Below are 20,326 nucleotides of genomic sequence, written 5' to 3'. Positions count from 1 at the left end.
TCCCATGCCGCAGCCCAGGAGGCAACTGGTCTCTGAACGCAAAAGGGCAGGACCGCACACCTTGACCGCCAAACCCGATTGGTCGCAATCACGCAGCGGCGGCGGCAATCGGTCCTGGCGCAATTGAAGCGGCCCCATTGCGCAAGTAAGGTCGCGGGCGCAAGACGACTGGCAAGGGAACGGGTACATGGATGCGACCACAAGCGGCGGCGAAGCTTTCGAGATGCAAACAGCCGGGGGTTCGGCTGGTGCGCGAGACTTCGACCGCAAATGGGCGGTGGTTGCGTTATTTGGAACCGGCGTCAGTCTCTTCGTGGCGCTGGGCTGCGGCCTCGGGAGGCTCGGCCTGTCCAGCCCGCCGCTCCTCTTGCCGTTGTGCGTCCTGATCGTTGCAGCGTCCCTGTGCGGCCCCCTTCTGGTTCCGGCCCGGGGCTGGCTTGCCGACGTCCGGCGCCGTGCGATCGCACTGCCCATCATCGCGGCTGCGATGCTGCTGCTCGTCGATGCGGGCCTCGTGCTTGGCAAGTCTGGGATCGCTCTGTTCGGAGTGGTGGCCTTGCTTGGGCTCGGACGCGCCCTCGGTGTTGCACGCGGCTCCCTTCGGTTCGTCGCCTTGGGAATGCTTTCGTTCGCCGTCGCGACATATCTGTTCATCGTGGTCCATAACCTTGGTTACGCCGGCATCCTGTCGCCCGAGCAGAGCCTGCTGGGCCTTCTCAACCACGACACCCGTTTCCACGCGGCCATTGCCTTTATCATCGAAAACTTCGGCAGACCGTCGATCGCGGTGGATGGGTTACTGCCACTCAAATATCATTTCGGCTCTCACTACTGGTTTGCCGGGCTCAGCGTCATGGCCGGCGCCGAGCCGGCCGCGAGCTACGGCGCGGCCGTTCCGGTCGTCGCGGCGCCTCTGCTGGTGACCGCCGCGATCCTCTGCGGACTTGCCGCTGACAGGGGTGTGAAGCCGGTCACGCATTACCTGGCGTTCGGGCTTGCGCTGGTGTTGCTCGCCGACTCCCTGGACATCAAGTCGTACTATATTTCCGAGAGCTACACCTTCGCGCTGATCGTCCTTCTTCTCCTGCTGCCCGTGTTGGCGAACCTGGCGAGGACCGACGGAGATTCCGTGTCGGACTCCGCGAGCGCGGCGGCTGCCATCATCGCCATTCCGCTGCTTTGCTCTCTCAAGGTTTCCGTGGGCATTCTCTGGACTGTAAGCCTCGGCTGGGTGACGCTTCGACGGCATGGCTTTGCGCCGAGAACCATCGTCATCGGCCTCGGCTGCCTGGCGGCCATCCTGTTCGCATTCACGCTGTTCGCGCCTGGGCCGAACGACTATCAGCGGGCCAGCAGCGCACTCGTGGTACCGTTTTACTATCTGCGCGTCGACCCAGAGCTCGGAAGTCTCGCCAGCCTTCTGTTTCCGGCCTGCCTGCTGCTGCTACGATTGCACAAGAGCGGGAGTACCGCAGCTTTCATTCGCGGCAGGTCCGAGCTGATGACCGAGGCGATTCTGATCGTGGCCATCGTCGGTGCCATGCCCGCCATGCTCGGCATCCCGCAGGACTCGTCGGTATGGTATTTTCTCAACGTCTGTCAGTGGTACGCGATCGGTATTCTGCCGGCCGCGGTGACGCAGGATGACATCCGGTCCCTGCTCGCGGGAGCCCGGCGCAGCCCCTTGTTCCAGCCGGCAATGGCCGTCCTGGCCTTTGTCGTTGCCGCCCAGTTGGTGCGAGCGGTGACTCCGACGTTCTTTCCCGCGATTGGCGAGATGGTGCGGTCCGCCGACGGCGAAACCGGGGGTGCGCTCCTGCATGGCCGATCGGTTTCGCGCTACATGCTGGACACGCTCAAGACCGAGCGAAGACTATACGGCGCCGACTTTCGCGACGCTTTGGCGAAAAGCTACGGGGCACGGCTGATCGACGCCGTCCGAAGCACCCCGGGCTCGGAGCGGCCCGACTTTGCGGTATTTGTCCCGCCATCGAATACCAAGTTCTGGGAATTCCAAACGACCTGCCGCGACAGGCACAATGTGCAGGTTGCCCTCACCGGCCGCATTTCCTTGCTGGGAGGGCCACCAGCGTCGTACCATTGTGCGCGCGACGCATATACGACGCCCTATGGATCCGATTTCGACGCGACGGATATTTCCGATCAGGAACTTTGCGCGCATGCCAGGGAGCGCGGCATCGGACATGTCTTGATCCTGAATGACGTCGCCAACGGCATCAAGAACCGTATGCTCGCATGCACGGACTGACAGCTGATGAGGGATCGAATCGGGCGAAACTCAGCGGCGCCGAAAAGGCTCTCGCGCCTGGCCGGCCCGTGATCGAACAGCGAAAGTACGATTTTGTCGACGCGCTGCGGGGCATCGCCGTCCTGCTGGTAGTGCTGGCGCATACGCCGCTACAGCCGTCGCTCACATTTCTCAATGTGATCGGTGCCTATGGCGTGCAGCTGTTCTTCGTCGTCAGCGCCTTCACGCTGTTTCTCTCCATTGAGGCGAAGCACGACCGTGAGACGCGGCCGGTCCTGTTCTTCTTTATCCGGCGTTTCTTTCGCATTGCACCAGCGTTTTATCTTGCCGCACTGTTTTACCTGACCAAGGACGGCCTGGGGCCGACACCGTTTGCTCCGGACGGGATTCACGCTTGGCAGATCCTGAGTACCTTCGCCTTCGTCAATGGCTGGTTTCCGGATGCGATCAACACCGTGGTTCCCGGAGGCTGGTCGATTGCGGTCGAGATGACGTTCTATGTTTTCGTGCCGGTGTGTTTTAGTCTTATTACGAGCGTGGTCCGGGCAATTGCGCTGACCGTTGCGCTCGCCATCCTCGGGATGGCTGCCAATCGTTTCGTCGCCCCTCTTCTGCTGGCTCCGTTCGCGGACGACAGGACGATCCTGGTCTGGTTTCCGCAATTGTGGTTTCCGATCCAGGCCAGTGTCTTCCCGATCGGCTTCATCGTGTTTCTACTCTTTACAAGGCATTCCGCGCTGCCGGCGCGATGGAGCGGGGTGCTCACCTTCATTGCAATTGCGGCCCTATTCGTCGCTCCCTGGGTCCATGCCCCGGTAGCTCCCCTACCCTTGTTCTACGCCGTGATCTTCGGCCTGCTCTGCTACGGCATGTCCTCGGGCGGCCCTCGCGTTCTGGTCAATCCGCTGCTCTGCCATGTGGGACGCGTAAGTTTCAGCGTCTACCTCCTCCATTTCTGGGCGATCAGTCTTGTCCACCGCTACCTTGAGCCGGCCTGGCTCGGGGTTAACCCGCCGCTCCAGAGCCTGCTTTTTTATACGACCACAGTCGCGGCAGCGGTAGCGATGTCCAACATAACGTTCCGGTGCATCGAACTGCCGGGGCAGAAAATCGGTCGGGCCCTGATAGCGCGGATTGAGCGGGAGGCCGGCGCGCAAGCCCAGTTGCGCTAATCGAAGTCGGCAAAGCTCTTGTCGCGCTCGGATATCACCGATACAGCGCGCGGCCAGGATATCGCGAAGGCGGGATCGTCGAAGCGCACGCCGCCCGCAAGCTCGGGAACGTAAGGCTCGGTCATCTGATAGAAAATCTCTGTATCGTCCTCGAGAGTCTGAAATCCGTGCGCCACGCCCGCCGGAACGAAGATTGCCCGGGTACCCGCCCCCGCCAGTTCGACCGCAAACCATCGTTTGAAGGTCGGCGACGACCTCCGCAGGTCGAGGGCGACGTCGAACGCCCGTCCGCGAATACAACGTACCAGCTTTCCTTCGGCCCTTGGATCCCGCTGAAAATGCATCCCCCGCAGCGTGCCGCGCAAGGTATTGCGAGAGACGCTTGACTGCACGAAACGTCCCGGCAGGCCATTGCGTTCGAACTCGTCAGAACAGAATGTCCGAAAGAAGCCGCCGCGCTGATCGAGGCTTTCGTCGCTGTCGATCATAACGACGCCGTCAATGTGAGTTTTCGAAAATTTCAAGGTCGAGGGCCTCTCGGGTCTAAGGGAATGCGCTTTTCCTGAACGGCTCGTTGCCTTATAAGTCGCCATCAACACGCGAGCCACCATTTCATCAGTCCATCTGGCGTCTTGACGAGGTCGTGCAGCTGAAATCCTCTCCGCCAGGAGCGACCACCTCCATGAAGACCCTGACCATCCTCATCCCCGCCCTCAACGAGGAAGCAAGTCTGCCGCAGTTGCGCCAGCGGCTCGAACGCGCATTCGAACAGATCGCGGACGCGGTTCGCCCGGAATATATCATCCTGGACAACCGGAGCGAGGACGGCACGCCGAAACTGGCCGAGCAGTTTTGCGCCGATAATCCCGCCTGGAAGTACGTGCGGTACTCCCGCAACTTCGGATACCACAATTCTCTCGCTTGCGGGTTCGATATCGCAACCGGAGACGCGCTGATCGTAGTCGCCGGCGACCTGCAGGAACCGCCGGAATTGATCCCACAGATGGTCGGCCTTTGGCAGCAGGGCTTTGACGTGGTCTACGGTGTCCTGGACCAGCGCAACGACGATACCCCGTTCAAGACCGTCGGTGCCAAGATCTTCTATCCGTTGATCAACGCCATCAGCGCATCGCCGCTGCCGCCCAACGCCACGGACTTCCGCCTGATCAGCCGACGGGTTATCGACGTAGTGAGAAATATGCGCGAACCGGATCGATATCTAAGGGGGCTGATCCACTGGACCGGCTTTAACCAGACCTCCTTCGTCTACAATCGCGATCCGCGTGCGCATGGAAAGTCCACAGCGGGGGTTTGGTATTCGACGAAATGGGCCGCTAACGCGATCATCTCCTTTTCGAACCTGCCGCTCCGCATCGCCTCTTATTTCGGCCTGATGGCCATGTGCCTCTCGGCAGCGGCGACCATCTATTTCGTCGTCGTGAAGTTCTATCCTCCGTCCTGGATGCCGGTTCCTCCAACCGGAACCACGGCTATCATTGTCCTGTTGCTCTTCGCCATCGGATTGAACGCCTTTTTCCTTGGAATCATTGGCGAGTATGTCGGACGTATTTACCACCAGGGCAAGCAGCGCCCACTCTACGTGATCGACAGAACCATCAACATCGACTGCACGCGGTGAACATGCCGGGCAACAGGTTTACGGTCATCGGTGGCGCCGGCTTCATCGGCTCTTTGCTTGCGTCCTACCTCCGCTCCTCCGGATCGATCTGCACGACGCCCGCCAAAGGCGACCTTAAGAGTCTCGGTAGAGAACTCGGACACGTGCTTTATTGCGCCGGCACGACCGCGGACTTCCGAACCCGTCCGTTTGAAACGGTGGATGCACATGTGTCCCTCGTCAACCATGTCCTGGCTCGAAGCCGATACCAATCTTTCACCTATCTTTCGTCCACCCGGGTGTACATCCGGACCAAAACGACGTCGGAAAGCACTCCCATCATGGTCGACCCCGGCGATCCGGAAGATCTGTTCAACCTCTCTAAACTTGCCGGCGAAGCCCTGTGCCGGCAATACAGGGACAGAAATGCGAGATCCGTTCGGCTCTCCAACGTGGTCGGCGCCAATTTCGGCTCGAATGATTTCCTCTTCAGCGTCATTCGCGATGCTGTCATCCGGAAGCACGTCGTGCTGCAAACAACTCCCGACTCGGAAAAGGATTACATCCATTGCGACGATGCGGTGGAGCTCATCACCCGGATCGCGACTCAGGGGACGCAGCCGGTCTACAATGTTGCGTGCGGCATGAACCTGACAAATTCAGATATCATCGGGGAGGTCTGCCGAGGGTCAGGAGCGTCCGCTACATTTTCGCCGGAAGCGAGAACCATTCGCTTTACGCCTATCGAAGTTGGCCTGATCCAGTCGGAATTCGGTTTCAATGCCCGGCCAGTGCTGCCTTTTATCCACGAACTAACGTTGTCGGCGATGGCCTCGCCGGGCTGATCACGAGGCCTTCGGGGCTCGACCGATGTGCTACCCCGACAGGGACGAACACGAAGCGAGCCCCTTGTCGGCGGCGTCCGCCCTCACGATGAGCCTGACACTCTCGCCAAGGAGCGTTGCAAGGAGACGCCCATCGAAAACCGCGCGTCCGGAACTTTTTCTTCAAGTCAGAAGGCAGGGGATGGTATAGTTTGTGATCGTCCGCCTTTCGCGGCCGCGACCATCGACCCCCTGAAAGAAAGCCGGAATGACCTTAGCAAGCGAGAACTCACAGGTCGCCGACCATTGGGCGAGCCGCGAACCGCTCGAGGAGAATGGCGGCTTCTATGTTTCGCCGCTGGTAAGGCCATACATCATCGAGACCGCATTCGGAAAAGACCAAGTCGAAGCTCATCGGGCCAATGCGTTTTATTCCATCGATATCTTTATCGAGAAGTTTCTGCGTAATCGGCCGATCAAATCGATCATCAGCCTGTGTTGCGGCTTCGGTAACGTGGAGCGCTATTTTGTCACGCGCTTGCCGGGGGTCGAGTATTGCCTCGGCCTGGACCTTTCGGAAGGTGCGCTGGCTCATGCGCGTCAAAGGGCGCAAGGCCTTGCTGTCAAGATGGAGTACGCGGCGGCAGATCTGAATGACTATGACTGGAAGCCACATGGCTACGATCTCGTCATCGCCAATGGCGCCTTGCATCACATCAGCAACCTCGAGGGCGTCCTCGATGGAATGCGACGGACCCTTAAGCCGGGCGGCCTGCTCTATGCTTGCGAATATGTCGGTCCGTCTTACATGGCCCACCCGCCGCGACAGCTTGAGCTGATCAATGCCCTCGCCTTCATGATGCCGCCGGAACTGAGGGCGCGCAAACCGATCGGTATCAGGAACGACCGCTTGTTCCGCCTCATGTCGAAAGCGTGGGAGATATGCGCGCGCGAGGAGCGGGCGTCGTGGGCTCCCTGGCAACGCGCGGTGTCACGCTTGCTGAAGAAGATTTTGCGGAGGCAAAACGAGCGTTTCGACTTTGGCGTCGTATATCGTTCTCCAAAGGAATATTTGCTGCGGACCGACCCCTCGGAATGCGTTAGATCCAGTGAAATCCTCAATCTAATTAATTCCTACTTTCCTTCAGCCAGAGTTCTGCCGTTTGGCGGCGGAATATTGCAACATGCGCTCGATCAAAATTTCTATGATCACTTCGACCCCGCCAACAAGCGCCACGCTGCGCTGCTGCAACTCCTGACTGATCTGGAACGGGGCTTGATGGCGGCGGGCGAAATCGGGCCGGAGAACGCGTTCATTTTTGCCGACACCGCGGTCGCGGTCACCGCCTGAATTGCCTGGCTGGAACCGGTTGGGTACTGGCGGTTTGGTCGGGCGTTCGATTAGCGCTTCGGCGGATCAAAGTGAATCTGGCTGTTGTCGTCCCAGTAGATTGACAACGGAATGGGCGCGCAGTTTTCGCCGGCGACCGGGTTTTTGCCGTTTGCCTGGTCCAGCGCGAACTGCTCAGGCTTGCGCAAGACAACGACGTAACACTTCCCGTTGGAAGGCGTTGTTGCTTCGGCGAGCGGAAGATATCCCCGCGTCAGCATTCCCTTGTTCGACTCCGCCTGCAGTGCCTGGTCGAGGCCCGACTGAAACGCATTGCGAGGTTCGCCGTAGGGGTTTGCAACGTAGACGAGATAGCGGGGATTGTTGATCGACCTTGCGATAAAGAAATACCCCAGCGCCTGGATCACTTCATAATCCAGAAAATTGAAGCTCTTGATGAAGATCGGCCACTCTGGGTGCGCGCCTGCTACTCGTTGAGTTTCGCGCAGACCCGCCTCGAATGCCGAGTTACGCGCGACGTTCGCCTTCACGGCGGCCGGGAGCTCCCACGGTGCGCGGGCGGTATAGGCAATCAATGCGACCGCCAACAGCAGACCGGCCGCCCTTTTCACAACAAGGCCAAGACCAAAAAGCGCTCCGAGTTCGCTCAGGCCATCGAGCAACAGGATCAACAGCGCCGGCAACGCCAGAACAGCCGGGAAATCGTAGCGCGCCCCAGCGGGGATCATCCCGGTATAAAACAGAAAGTTGAAGACAAAAACGCCAGCGATGGCCGACGCATACAGACTATATCGCCACGCCAGAGGCCGATACCGCTCAAGCCTGTCCTTAGCACCGATCTTCCACAGCGCGAGGCCAATCACACCGACGATGACCGCCATGACGAGCACTCCGGCGTAGACGCGTCGCATCCATGTCGCGCCCAGCAGCGATGTGTGAACGGAATTGCCGTAGATATCCTCGACCTTCGCGCCGACAAAATAGAGTGCAATCGACGACGCGACCCACACCCCGAAAGCGATCGCGAGGCTCAGTGCGACCGCACTCAAGCGGCCTATTCGTCGGTGCCACAGCCCCGCCGCCAATGCCGCGAGCAACGGCAATTCCAGCAGCAACATGTTCTCCTTCGAGCCCATCGCGATGATGGCGCCCGCCGCCATCGCCAGGCAGGAACCATCCAGGCCTTCGCCGGCGCGCCATCGTTCCACGAATTGCCAGGCGCCGACCGCGAAGATCGCGCTGCCAAAGACGGCATATTGTTCGGAAGGACCGGTCGAGCGTGTCCAGATGTCGACCCACATCGCAAATGAAAGCGTATAAGCGGTGAGGATGGCGCCGAGGAAAAGGCCGGTGCATTGTGTGTAGAGCCACAGCATGGCGGCGATCACCGCGCCGAACATCACAACGCGCCAACTGTACCAATAGCCGCCTTCCAGGCCCCACAACGCGGTCTCGATGAGCCGGGTCAGATAATAGACGGGACGGAAGCGCTGGGATTGGCCGAATTGACCGACCTCGGTTTTCTCGAGCAACAGACGCGGGATCTGGCTGAACGCAATATGCCCCTCGGTGCCGACATATTGCGGCAGGTCATTCTCATCGACGAGCCCGATCTTTGAATAAGACAACCCGCCGATCAGGAGCCCACTCAGCAGAAATCCGAGAACGATAACGATCCCGGTGATCGCCCTTCTGCGCGAGGCCGGCACGGCCGCAAAATCCTCCCACCACCACAGTCCCGACCCTTGAAGCATTCCCTGATTCCAACCATTGCGGTAGTCTTGGCCGCTGTCGCTTGCGCAATCGCGATGAACGGCATCCGCCGAACCTATAGCGTGTCCCGCGCGAGAGGGTCAAAGGGCGCATCGGTCCCGGCCGCGGTTAGTCCGGAACGGAACGTCGGCCGCGAGACCCGCAATCGGGCGGATGGGCGTCGATTTACGGCCCCAGCGGCTGGTCTCGATTCGCAGCATGCGATATGAGCTATGGTAGCTCAACCGCGCTCATTTGAAGTTCCTCGCAAATGGATACCGCCGAAATCGCGCACCCAGATCGACCGACAGCGGCAGCAAAGCCGCTGATCTCCGTCGTCATCCCCGTCTATAACGAGGAAGCGAACGTTGCCGCGGCCCATGCCGCGGTCGCGGATGTGTTCGGAAGTCTCGCCGAACGTTACGATTTCGAGATCATCTTCACCGACAATCACAGTTTGGATGCGACGTTTGAGCGTATCCTCGCCATAGCAAAATCGGATCAACGCGTCAGGGCGGTCCGCTTCGCGCGAAATTTCGGATTTCAGCGTTCGGTGATGACCGGCTATCGCCTCGCGCGCGGCGACGCCGCGATCCAGATCGACTGCGATCTGCAGGACCCGCCGGCCATCTTTCCGCAGTTCCTGGCGCTGTGGGAGCAGGGCCACGACGTTGTGGTCGGCATTCGACGTTTTCGCGACGAGAGCAAGTTGCTGCAATGGAGCCGGAAACTCTACTATCGACTGCTCAAGGCAATCTCGAGCGACAATCTGATGCTCGACAGCGGCGACTTCCGTCTTGTCGATCGCAGCATCCTCGATCAGCTCCGCCGTATCGACGATGCGTCGCCCTATACCCGCGGCCTGACCTCGCTATTGGCGTCCAATCAAACCGGCGTTCCGTATGAGCGAGCGGTCCGCGAAAAGGGCCAGAGCAAGTTCCCGCTGGTCAAATTGATCGGTCTGGCGGTCGATGGCTTTGTCGCCCATTCCACGACGCCGCTCAGGATGGCCTCGTTTGCCGGGCTTTTGATAGCGCTCGCAACCGCGCTCGCGAGTGTGTTCTACATTCTCGGACGGCTGTTCTTCGGAACGGAGTGGCCGGAGGGCTTTGCGACGACAACCATCCTCATCCTGTTCGGGATCAGCTTGAATGCGATCTTTCTCGGCGTGATCGGGGAGTATGTCGGGCGCATCTATGAGCAGATCCGCGTACGGCCGACCACCGTCATCGAACGTTCAATCAACATGATGCCTTCGGCGGAATCCGCTCCACGCAAATATTCCGCGCCCGATCGGCCACGAACGATGCAGGACAACTAATCGAGGCCATGATGAACGCGCCACAGGAGTTCGACCGGCACAAGGAAACCTATCGATCGGACATCGACAGAGCGGTGGCATTCAGCGGCCAATCGCACGACTTCTTCACACGCGTGAAAGCGGAATATTTGATCGGTCTGTTGGGTGCCGTCGAGAAAGAGGCTCCCTCATTGGCTGCGATCCCTTTAAGGGTTCTCGATGTCGGTTGCGGGCACGGTCATATCCATCCCTATCTCATTCAATCCGCGCTGCGAATGAAACTGTCGGCGGTCGACGTGGCCGCAACGGTTGTCGAGGAAGCCCGTCTGATGAATCCGACGGTGGACTATCAATCCTATGCGGGCGAGCGGCTGCCTTACGACGACAACAGTTTCGATGCAGCCTACACCATCGCCGTCATGCATCATGTCCCGCCGCCGCAATGGCCGGCGTTCCTGAACGAGATGCGGCGCGTCGTCCGCCCCGGCGGATCGATCGCCATCTTCGAACACAATCCAATCAACCCGCTGACCCAGTGGATTGTCCGCACCTGTCCGATCGACGAGAATGCCGTGTTGCTTGGCAGGGGACGGCTGTCGAAGCTGGTCGCGCAGGCAAAGTTCGCGGCAATCGAAAGCCGCTTCATTCTCTTCACGCCGCTCGATGGCGCTGGTTATCGGGCATTCGACAGGATGATCGGATGGCTTCCCTTGGGGGCGCAATACTACGTTTCAGCGCGCGTGCCGCACACGGGATGAATAGCCAGGACCAGCTTGCGTCACTCGCTGGCCTCTGCGGTATTTGCGCCAGCTTACGCCAGCCTGGCACTGAGAGCTTCCGCTCCGGTCACGCTGTCGAGGCAGTTCGCGGCCAAATGCAGCCATTCTCGATCGCGTAGCGGCGATGAAACCTGCGCCAGAAAATCCCGCACCTCGGCCATCGCAGGGCGCGGGGTCTTGCCCCACAGCGGATCCGGCGGCAACGCAGCATCGCCCAGCGTCGCCGTGCCGGGCTCCTCGGTGAAATCGATGCCGGCTGTTCCGCCGTCCTCAAAAACGACACGGACGCAGCGCTCGCGCACGCCGGTACCGCGGCCGCATTGTGCGTCGATCTTCACCGCACCCGCCGAAGATTCGAAGGAGATCGACCCGTCGGGCTGCTTCGATGCGCTCGTGATGATCTGGACGCCTGTGCCGGCCAGCACGCGAACGATGGACCAGAGATGAGGATAAAGATCGTGCGCCAGCGGCGTGAAGTAGTCGGCGCGCTTGGTCTCGCCGTAACGCATCTCGTGAACCGGATCGAACCAGCGGATCGACATCGCTGCGATGCGCCGCGTTGCCAAGTGGCTTTTGAAATGGCGCAAGTAGCTCGCCGAAAGCAGATGCACGCCGAGCGCCAGGATCAGATCGGCTCTTGCTGCAGCGTCGACCAGCGACAGTGCATCGCTAAGCCTGAATGCGAGAGGCTTTTCGACAAAGGTATGAATGCCCTGCCGCAAGCAGGCGTCAGCCGCGGCGACGTGGGCGTCCGGCGCGGTGACGATGAGCGCGGCCGCCGGCCGCTCGACCAGCGCTTCATCAAGGCGCGTCAGCAGTTCGAACTTTGGGCCGTCCCCTGAAAATTGCGCGATATTTTTGCGCAGGACATCCTGGTTGTGTTGAGAAACCCAGAGCACGCGATCCCTGGAGGTCAGAAGCTGAACCAAATTCGACGCGTGCACGCGGCCCCAGCGACCGCCTCCAACCAGCGCGATCGTTCGCCCATCGCGCGTCATGGCGCCGACCCCGAAATGCGACAACCCTCCGTCTATCTCTTGTCCAGAAAATCTTCCGGCGAAATGATGTCGATGATCCTGCCCGCATAGCCACGTTGCCGCAGGTAGCTGCTGATCTCGTTCGTGATATGCCACGCCAGGTTCAATAAGGGCGCCTGATCCGCTTTGCCGGGATCGAAATCATCGTCGGATTTAATCGGGATACGCGTTCCTGGGATATAATGCCCGATTTTCGCGGATCCGGGCTTTTCATAGGCTGCAGAGACATCGGCCGTCGTCAGTCCCAGCATCTTGATCGGAATAGCCGCGCGTCCGGGAAACGCCTTGGCGCGCATTGGACCATGCTCCGCGACCAGGCTGCGGATTTCGTCCAGTTTGTTGGTTTTCCAACGCGAGATTTTGCCGGCCAGCTGGTCTAACCGCTGGCCGAACAGCTCCTCGGCCCTGGCGATCGCCGCCTGCCCGTCATCGGCGCGCGACGGGCCATGCGGCGCGGCCAGGAAAATGCGGATATTTCCGCCATAGCGCTTCGGAAATTCCGCGCGCACGATCTCGCGGCCCAGCGATTTCGCGATATGCGCGAACGAGGTGTAGCTATAGGTGCGCGGATGCTCATGATAGAACGTATCGAACTGGTTCTTGTCGAGGATGGCCCCGAGATAGTGATTTTCGATGACGATCAGCGTGTGCTCTTGGCAAACCTGCTGCAGCGCCCGAAGGACACTTTTCAGATCCTCGATATGCGCAAACACGTTGGTGAATGTCACGATGTCCGGCCGGCCGTGCCGTCGCACGAAATCCTCGGCAACGGCCTCCGAGAAGAAATCGTTGACGATCGGATAACCTCGTTGCGATGCATCGGCGGCCGCGCCGGTCGGTTCGATCCCGAAGGCGATCGCCCCCTTCGCGACGAAGAACGACAGCAGGCTGCCGTCGTTGCACCCGATGTCGAGCACCTTTTTGGCGGCGAGGCTGCCCAGCGACTGCTCGCAGGCCGCGACGAGATCCTTCATCCCGTTGAGAACGTCGGCGGTATGCCGCGAGCGATAGTGATAGGTCGCCGGGAAAAGCTCATGCTTCGGGATCTGAAACCGCTGATGCGCGGTACGACAGACATCGCAAAACAGAATTTCGATCGGATATTCCCTGCAGGCGCGATCATCACCGACCGCAACGAGATCGTCGCACATCGGATGAAACCCGAGATCGACCGCAAGCCGCAGATCGACGCTGCCGCAAACCTCGCAGGACGTAATCGCCGACGCTTGTTCTGCCAAATTCCATCTCCGCAGCTTGATGCTTATCAGGTCAAGCGTGATGCAGCGCCTTTTCCATCACGCTTTCGATCTGGCGCGTCGACACCTGCCGCATGTCCTTACCTTCGGCCAGCGCGAGATACCAGTCACACGTCATCTGCAGCGCGAGATCAAGTCCGACCAATGGCCGCCAGCCAAGCCGGGTCCGCGCCTTGCTGCAATCGAGCTTCAAATAGGCCGCTTCGTGAGGGTGCTCGCCCTCGTCAAGCTGCCAGCGGGCCCGGGGACCCCAGCGCCGCGCCAATTGCTCGACGAGGGTCGACACCGGAACTTCGCTCTCCTCACCCGGTCCGAAGTTCCAGCCCTCGGCGACTCCATCGGACCCGCCGACAAGGTGTTGCGCCAACTTCAGATATCCCAGCAGCGGATCGAGCACGTGCTGCCACGGCCGGATCGCCGACGGTGACCGTATCCGGACGACGTTGTCGTCCATGAAGGACCGCATCATGTCCGGCACCAACCGGTCCCGCGCCCAATCGCCGCCGCCGATCACGTTGCCGGCGCGCGCCGACGCCACCCGAACAGACCCTGGTGCATGAAAGAAGCTGTCCCGATAGGCCGCGGTGACCAATTCAGCACAGCCCTTGCTGCTGCTATAGGGATCATGTCCACCCATGGCATCCGCCTCGCGGAAGCCGCGTGCGACACCACGATTTTCGTAGCATTTGTCGCTTGTGACGACGACGACTGCCCGGATGCCCGTCGTCCGCCGCACCGCATCCAGCAGATGAACCGTGCCCATGATGTTGGTGGCATAGGTTTCGACCGGCGCATCGTAGGACATCCGCACCAACGATTGCGCCGCCATATGGATGACAAGGCTCGGCTTGGCCTCGGCAAGCGCCGCCTCAAGCGCAGCCGGGTCGCGGATGTCGCCGATCCGGTGATCGACATCATCCGCGACGCGGGCGATTTCAAATAGACCCTGCTTATGGTCCGGCGGCAGCGCGAATCCCCTGACTTCCGCCCCGAGCGAACGCAGTAGCAGCACCATCCAGGCGCCCTTGAAGCCGGTATGTCCGGTGAGGAAGACGCGCCGTCCGTTCCAGAAAGCCTGGTCGATCACCAAACTCTCCACTTCGCGGCGCCGCTTTCCCACTGCTCCTCGAGAAACGTGCGATCGCGCAGCGTATCCATCGGGTGCCAGAACCCGTGATGAACGAAAGCACGCAACTGATCGGTGCGGGCGAGAGCTTCCAGCGGCTCCCGCTCCCAGATCGTGTCGTCGTCGGCGATCAAATTGCCGACCGCGGGAGATAACAGAAAGAACCCGCCATTGATCCACCCGCCATCATCCGATGGCTTTTCCTGGAAACTGACCACGCGGTCGCCTTCAACGGAGATCGCGCCGAAACGCTTTGCCGGCCGCACCGCCGTGACGGTCGCCATGCGGCCATGCGCTCTGTGAAAGGCGAGCTGGGCGTGGAGATCGATATCGCCGACGCCGTCGCCATAGGTAAGCGCGAAAACGTCGTCGCCGCTGACGTAGGGCAAGACTCGCTTGAGGCGTCCGCCGGTCATGGTTCGATCGCCGGTTTCGATCAACGTCACCCGCCACGGCTCCGCGGTTTCGCGATGAACCTCCATGCGGTTTTCCGCGATGTGAAAGGTGACGTCGGACATGTGCAGAAAATAGTTCGCGAAATATTCCTTGATCAAGTAACCCTTGTAGCCGAGGCAGATGATAAAATCGTTGAAGCCGTAGTGGCTGTATATTTTCATGATGTGCCAAAGCATCGGTCGCCCGCCAACCTCGACCATGGGCTTGGGGCGAACCGTCGTCTCCTCGGCAAGGCGAGTGCCCAGGCCGCCTGCCAGAATTATGACCTTCATCGGCCTCGCTCTTGCTGCACGATTCCTGCCTTCCGATTCCAGGCCAATCACGGGTAACTTCCGAAAACACCGGGCTCCTCGCCCGAGAATAGCGGAGCTCCTGTTCGCCTCTCTATTAGGCCACGGGGAACGGCGCAAGCCGTAACACCCCGCGCCCAGTGGCAGCCACCCTTCGGCCGGAATCGCCAGCCCCGGCGACTTTGGCGGATTCTACAATTGTTCGTCGAGGCAAACGCTCTGCCGGGGAGGAAGCGCCCCCAAAAGGTGGCTTCGGTTGCTGCCAGAGGTTCGTCTATCCGAACCGCCTCGCCTCCCCCTTCAACGCTTTTGCTCGCGTGCGGCGGAATTCTAAACTGCAAATTAACAGCTAGGTAAACATGCTGCCCGTATCGACTGAGGGCGTGATTTTTTCACTGCGACTCATTCGTGTCCGCACAAATTGCGGCGTCAACGTTTCGGAATGAATTGGATCGGCCCGAATTCTTCTTGAGGATCAAGGACTAAGCGATGAGGTCCAGGTTCGTCACAGACCCGCATGACCCCTCCGACGGCTTGCTCGACTCGGCGTGGGACCAAATCTATGTGAGTTTCTCGACTCCGTCCGCCGACGGCGGCTGGCACCGGTCCGCCAGCGCCCCCGTAGCGATACCGCCGACTGCCCTTACCAACGAAGCAATCCAGGCCCAAAGCGCGCAAAGCGGAACCTTTACCCTCGCCGCGGCGACGTCCGGGGGCATCACTATTAATCTGTTGTTCGATTCCGCAGCTATGGCGGCGCCCGCGAGTTTTCGCGCTGGCATACAGCAGGCGGCATCGATATTGACGGCGGCAATCTCTGACAAGATCACCGTCAACATACAAATCGATTATAGCGGAACCGGCGGTGGCGCTGCTGCCGGTCCCGATAACGGCCTGTACGAAAGCTATTCGTCGGTAAGGGCCGCCTTGATCAACAACGCCACGCCCGGCGACACGGTCTTTAATACACTGCCGGGCGGCTCATCGTTTCAGGGTCAGTCCAGTGTCGCGGTCTGGAATGCGCAGCTGAAACTGTTCGGGCTGCTTGGGGCGAACGACACCACCACCGACGACGGCAGCGCTACCTTTGCAACCGATATCAGTCCGAACTTGCTGGTTGGCGTTGCGCTTCATGAACTGACCCACGCGATGGGCCGCGTTCCCTATGGTCCGGTCCCGGGTGTGCCGCAAGCTGAGGGTCCGCAACCCGATATTTTCGACTTTTTCCGTTTCACCTCAGCCGGCGCGCGGTTGATCGAGGGCGGCGCCACTGCCCCGGCCGCCTATTTTTCAGTGGACGGAGGTAATACGAAATTGGCCGACTACGGCCAGATCTCCGATGCCAGCGATTTCCTCAACAGCGGCGTGCAGGGCTACAACGATCCGTTCAACGAATTCTATACCGGTAGCACCACTCAGACTCTCACGAACGCCGATAAAGAGCAACTCGATGCGCTGGGCTTTCATACGGCGCCCCAGGGGATCGTCGTCGCCGCTACAACGTCCCAGGCGATACAGGGGGGAGTTGCCGTTGCGCTTCTAAGCGGGCCGCCAACAATCACGGATCTGGCAAGCGCAAGTTTGTCCAGCGCGACAACCAAGATTGCTAACGCGGGCGGCAGCGCGGTTGCAGGCGACGAACTCTACATCAACGGCCAGCAAAGCGGCACGGTCGATGGCGGCCTCGTCGCGGTGAGCTGGAACAACGTCACCAAATCCTTGAACCTGGTGGGCAACATCTCGATTGCCGCTTACGAAACGCTGCTCAGCGAGATCACCTACCAGGATGCGGGTACCGATTCTTCGACCGGAAGCCATCCGCTGCGCAACGTGAGTTGGACTGTCAACGACGGAACATCCAACCTTAGCACAACGTCGCAAATCGCGATCGACCGCGCACCGGTGGTGACGGCTGCGAACGTGGTTTTGGATGCCAATCTCACAACCGTTGCAACCTCTTCGCTGTTTGCGGCTTCAGATCCTGACGGTGACGCGATCGCCAGCTACGCGCTCAAGGATGCCGGCAACGGCCACTTTGTCCTCAACGGGGTGGTGCAGGCGAACAATCAAGAAATCGACGTGACGGCGGCGCAGCTTTCGCAGCTGACCTATCAGACCGCAGGCGGCACGGATTTGCTGCAGGTTCGTGTCAATGACGGAACGTTGTGGAGCACCTGGCAAAGCTTCTCGGTGACGGGTCCCACCGCAACGGTGATCGAGGCGTTTGGTTCGACCAGCCTCGTTCAGGTCGGCAATAACTATTACCTTGACAATAACAGCAGCGGGGTCGGCCCCGAGTTGAAATACATCGGTGCGCCGGTTGTGGCAGGTCAGTTTGGCGCCTGGGCACCGATCGGCGCCGAGCAAACCGCGATTGGCTACGACGTAGCCTGGAAGAACCTGAACGGCGATCAGTACACGGTTTGGAACACCGATAGCAGCGGCAACCTCGTCTCGTTCCTCGCCAGCCTCGTGTCGGGCAGTAGCGTCACGCTGGAATCTTTCGAGCCTGTCTTCCATCAAGATCTAAACGGTGACGGATTGATCGGTCCGCCCACGACCGTGATCCAGACAGATGGATCGACTGCCCTGACGCAAGTCGGCAACGAGTATTACCTTTACAACGGCGGGTCTGGGCCATCGCTGCAATATGGCGGTGCGCCGGTCGTGGCGGGTCAGTTTGGTGCCTGGGCGCCGATCGGCGCGATACAGACGACGAGCGGCTACGACATAGCCTGGAAGAACGTGAACGGCGATCAGTATACGGTGTGGAACACCGATGGCAGCGGCAACCTGGTTTCGTTCCTCGCCAGCCTCGTGTCGGGCAGTAGCGTCACGCTGGAATCTTTCGAGCCTGTCTTCCATCAAGATCTAAACGGTGACGGATTGATCGGTCCGCCCACGACGGTGATCCAGACAGATGGATCGACCAGCCTGGTCGAGGTTGGAACTAGTTACTATCTTTACACCGGTGGGGTTGGACCTTCGCTAAAAATTGGCGGCGCGCCGGTTGTAGCGGGTCAGTTTGGTGCCTGGGCGCCGATCGGCGCTATACAAACCGCCAGCGGCTACGACGTGGCCTACAAGAACCTAAGCGGCGATCAGTACACGGTGTGGAACACCGACAGCAATGGAAACCTCGTTTCGTTTCTCGCCGCCCTCGTGTCTGGCAGCAGCATCGCGCTGGAATCTTTCGAGCCTGTCTTCCATCAAGATCTAAACGGTGACGGATTGATCGGTCCGCCCACGACGGTGATCCAGACAGATGGATCGACCAGCCTGGTCGAGGTTGGAAATAGTTACTATCTTTACACCGGTGGGGTTGGACCTTCGCTAAAAATTGGCGGCGCGCCGGTTGTGGCAGGTCAGTTTGGTGCCTGGGCGCCGATCGGCGCTGTACAAACGGCCAGCGGCTACGACGTGGCCTACAAGAACCTAAGCGGCGATCAGTACACGGTGTGGAACACCGACAGCAATGGCAACTTAGTTTCGTTTCTCGCCGCCCTCGTGTCTGGCAGCAGCATCGCGCTGGAATCGCTCGAGACCGTTTTCCACCAGGACCTGAACGGTGACGGATTGATTGGTCCGCCCACGACCGTGATCCAGACGGACGGATCGACCAGCCTGGTCGAGGTTGGAAATAGTTACTATCTTTACACCGGTGGGGTTGGACCTTCGCTAAAAATTGGCGGCGCGCCGGTTGTGGCGGGTCAGTTTGGTGCCTGGGCGCCGATCGGCGCTGTACAAACCGCCAGCGGCTACGACGTGGCCTACAAGAACCTAAGCGGCGATCAGTACACGGTGTGGAACACCGACAGCAATGGAAACCTCGTTTCGTTTCTCGCCGCCCTCGTGTCTGGCACCGACACCGCGCTGGAATCGCTCGAGACCGTTTTCCACCAGGACCTGAACGGTGACGGATTGATTGGTCCGCCCACGACCGTGATCCAGACGGACGGATCGACCAGCCTGGTCGAGGTTGGAAATAGCTACTATCTTTACACCGGTGGGGTTGGACCTTCGCTAAAAATTGGCGGCGCGCCGGTCGTGGCGGGTCAGTTTGGTGCCTGGGCGCCGATCGGCGCTGTACAAACGGCCAGCGGCTACGACGTGGCCTACAAGAACCTAGGCGGCGATCAGTACACGGTGTGGAACACCGACAGCAATGGAAACCTCGTTTCGTTTCTCGCCACCCTCGTGTCTGGCACCGACACCGCGCTGGAATCGATCGAGACCGTTTTCCATCAGGACCTGAACGGCGACGGTGTGATCGGCATTCCTGCTTCGACTAGCCCGGCAGCGCTCGAGCTGGCCGGCACGAGCTCCGCCCCGGTAACCTTTACCAGCTCAGCCGGTATTTTAATCCTGGATACGCCTTCGACATTCGCCGGCGAGATCACCGGCTTCACTGGGGACGGTACCCTAGCTGGCTCGGATCAGATCGATCTGCGCGGCATGAATTACAGTACGGTTCAGTCCAGCTATGACAGTTCCAACGGGATCCTCAATGTCAGCGACGGAACGACGACGATCAATCTCAAATTCGCTGGAGAATATTCGCAGGCCAACTTCAAATTCGCGAACGACAATGGCGATGCAATCATCGTATACGGTCAGCCGACATCCGGCCAGTCGGTCTCCCAGGGCGGTCCGGCCGGCCAAGCCGCCGGCACCAGCCCGTCGAACCTGCTCGTGACAGCAGGCCAAGATTCGTTCGTCTTCGCGCCGAATTTTGGCCACGTTACGATCGCGAACTTCGACCCGGCAACGGACACGATCCAGATCAGCCAGTCGATCTTCGCAAACATGACAGCTCTTCTCGCGGCAATCCATGACGACGGCCATGGCAATGCCGTCATTACGGATGCCGCGCACGACGCGATCATGATTCAGCACGTCACCGCCGCGCAATTGCTGGCGCACCAAAGTGACTTTCATTTGGCGTAAGGATTGATGGTTCGGGTCCTGCGCGCCAGGGGCCGACTGAACCGCCATGACGCACCGGGGCGGCGTAGCGGTTGGCAAAAAATCTGTTTTGCGTAGGCGACCGCCGTAATCCCTGCCATAGGGCCCTCCAAAAATTCTAAAATCCCCCC

At 60.0% G+C, this 20,326-nt stretch carries 14 protein-coding genes; 8 read left to right on the top strand and 6 right to left on the bottom strand.

Features of this window, described 5'->3' with window-relative positions; genetic code table 11:
- Positions 1-187: 187 nt before the first annotated feature.
- Positions 188-2,269 (top strand): hypothetical protein, encoded by a 2,082-nt coding sequence (locus tag B5526_RS29880; protein ID WP_079543356.1) that lies wholly within the window; start codon positions 188-190, stop codon positions 2,267-2,269.
- On the top strand, positions 2,257-3,441 hold the full coding sequence (locus B5526_RS29875; protein ID WP_079543355.1) for an acyltransferase family protein: 1,185 nt from the start codon (positions 2,257-2,259) through the stop codon (positions 3,439-3,441). The genes B5526_RS29880 and B5526_RS29875 overlap by 13 nt, the downstream gene beginning before the upstream one ends.
- Here B5526_RS29875 and rfbC read toward each other — a convergent pair.
- Positions 3,438-3,965 (bottom strand): dTDP-4-dehydrorhamnose 3,5-epimerase, encoded by a 528-nt coding sequence (gene rfbC / locus B5526_RS29870; RefSeq protein ID WP_079543354.1) that lies wholly within the window; start codon positions 3,963-3,965, stop codon positions 3,438-3,440. The genes B5526_RS29875 and rfbC overlap by 4 nt on opposite strands.
- 158 nt (positions 3,966-4,123) lie before the next feature.
- On the opposite strand from rfbC, the gene B5526_RS29865 reads away from it, so the two are divergent.
- The 3 genes from B5526_RS29865 (at position 4,124) to B5526_RS29855 (ending at position 7,234) form a co-directional block, all read left to right on the top strand.
- Entirely contained in the window at positions 4,124-5,080 is a 957-nt protein-coding gene (locus tag B5526_RS29865) for a glycosyltransferase family 2 protein (RefSeq protein WP_079543353.1), read from the top strand.
- Positions 5,081-5,082: 2 nt separating this feature from the next.
- A complete protein-coding gene (locus B5526_RS29860) occupies positions 5,083-5,904 on the top strand; it encodes an NAD-dependent epimerase/dehydratase family protein (protein WP_079543352.1) in 822 nt (273 codons plus the stop codon).
- A 247-nt stretch (positions 5,905-6,151) separates the two neighbouring features.
- Positions 6,152-7,234, top strand: a complete 1,083-nt coding sequence (locus B5526_RS29855) for a class I SAM-dependent methyltransferase (RefSeq protein ID WP_079543351.1) — start codon at positions 6,152-6,154, stop codon at positions 7,232-7,234.
- 50 nt (positions 7,235-7,284) lie between these two features.
- Here B5526_RS29855 and B5526_RS29850 read toward each other — a convergent pair whose 3' ends face one another.
- Complete coding sequence (locus B5526_RS29850; protein ID WP_154071525.1) at positions 7,285-8,988, bottom strand: hypothetical protein; 1,704 nt, start codon at positions 8,986-8,988, stop codon at positions 7,285-7,287.
- A gap of 269 nt (positions 8,989-9,257) precedes the next feature.
- Between B5526_RS29850 and B5526_RS29845 the strand changes: the two genes are divergently transcribed.
- Both B5526_RS29845 and B5526_RS29840 read left to right on the top strand, forming a co-directional pair.
- A complete protein-coding gene (locus B5526_RS29845; protein ID WP_079543349.1) occupies positions 9,258-10,307 on the top strand; it encodes a glycosyltransferase family 2 protein in 1,050 nt (349 codons plus the stop codon).
- A gap of 11 nt (positions 10,308-10,318) precedes the next feature.
- Positions 10,319-11,044, top strand: coding sequence for a class I SAM-dependent methyltransferase (locus B5526_RS29840; protein WP_197688374.1), 726 nt, complete (start codon positions 10,319-10,321; stop codon positions 11,042-11,044).
- A 53-nt stretch (positions 11,045-11,097) separates the two neighbouring features.
- Here the strand turns inward: B5526_RS29840 and B5526_RS29835 are convergent, their stop codons facing one another.
- From B5526_RS29835 to rfbF, 4 genes are read right to left on the bottom strand one after another with little or no spacing between them, the layout of a single operon-like run.
- Positions 11,098-12,063 carry a Gfo/Idh/MocA family protein gene (locus B5526_RS29835; protein WP_154071524.1) on the bottom strand — a complete coding sequence of 322 codons (966 nt, stop codon included), beginning with the start codon at positions 12,061-12,063 and terminating at the stop codon, positions 11,098-11,100.
- A gap of 32 nt (positions 12,064-12,095) precedes the next feature.
- Positions 12,096-13,340 carry a class I SAM-dependent methyltransferase gene (locus B5526_RS29830; protein WP_244562095.1) on the bottom strand — a complete coding sequence of 415 codons (1,245 nt, stop codon included), beginning with the start codon at positions 13,338-13,340 and terminating at the stop codon, positions 12,096-12,098.
- A 31-nt stretch (positions 13,341-13,371) separates the two neighbouring features.
- Positions 13,372-14,445, bottom strand: a complete 1,074-nt coding sequence (rfbG, locus tag B5526_RS29825; RefSeq protein ID WP_079545572.1) for a CDP-glucose 4,6-dehydratase — start codon at positions 14,443-14,445, stop codon at positions 13,372-13,374.
- On the bottom strand, positions 14,442-15,212 hold the full coding sequence (gene rfbF / locus B5526_RS29820; RefSeq protein WP_079543346.1) for a glucose-1-phosphate cytidylyltransferase: 771 nt from the start codon (positions 15,210-15,212) through the stop codon (positions 14,442-14,444). Before rfbF ends, rfbG begins: the two co-directional genes overlap by 4 nt.
- A gap of 507 nt (positions 15,213-15,719) precedes the next feature.
- Between rfbF and B5526_RS29815 the strand changes: the two genes are divergently transcribed.
- The gene (locus tag B5526_RS29815) at positions 15,720-20,177 is read left to right on the top strand and encodes an NF038122 family metalloprotease (RefSeq protein ID WP_079543345.1); all 4,458 of its coding nucleotides are present in this window, start codon (positions 15,720-15,722) and stop codon (positions 20,175-20,177) included.
- The last annotated feature ends 149 nt before the right edge of the window (positions 20,178-20,326 follow it).

It is taken from the genome of Bradyrhizobium lablabi, assembly GCF_900141755.1.
GTDB lineage: Bacteria > Pseudomonadota > Alphaproteobacteria > Rhizobiales > Xanthobacteraceae > Bradyrhizobium > Bradyrhizobium lablabi_A.
Note: the sequence above shows the minus strand (reverse complement) of the source record. Positions and strands in the feature narration are given on the sequence as shown.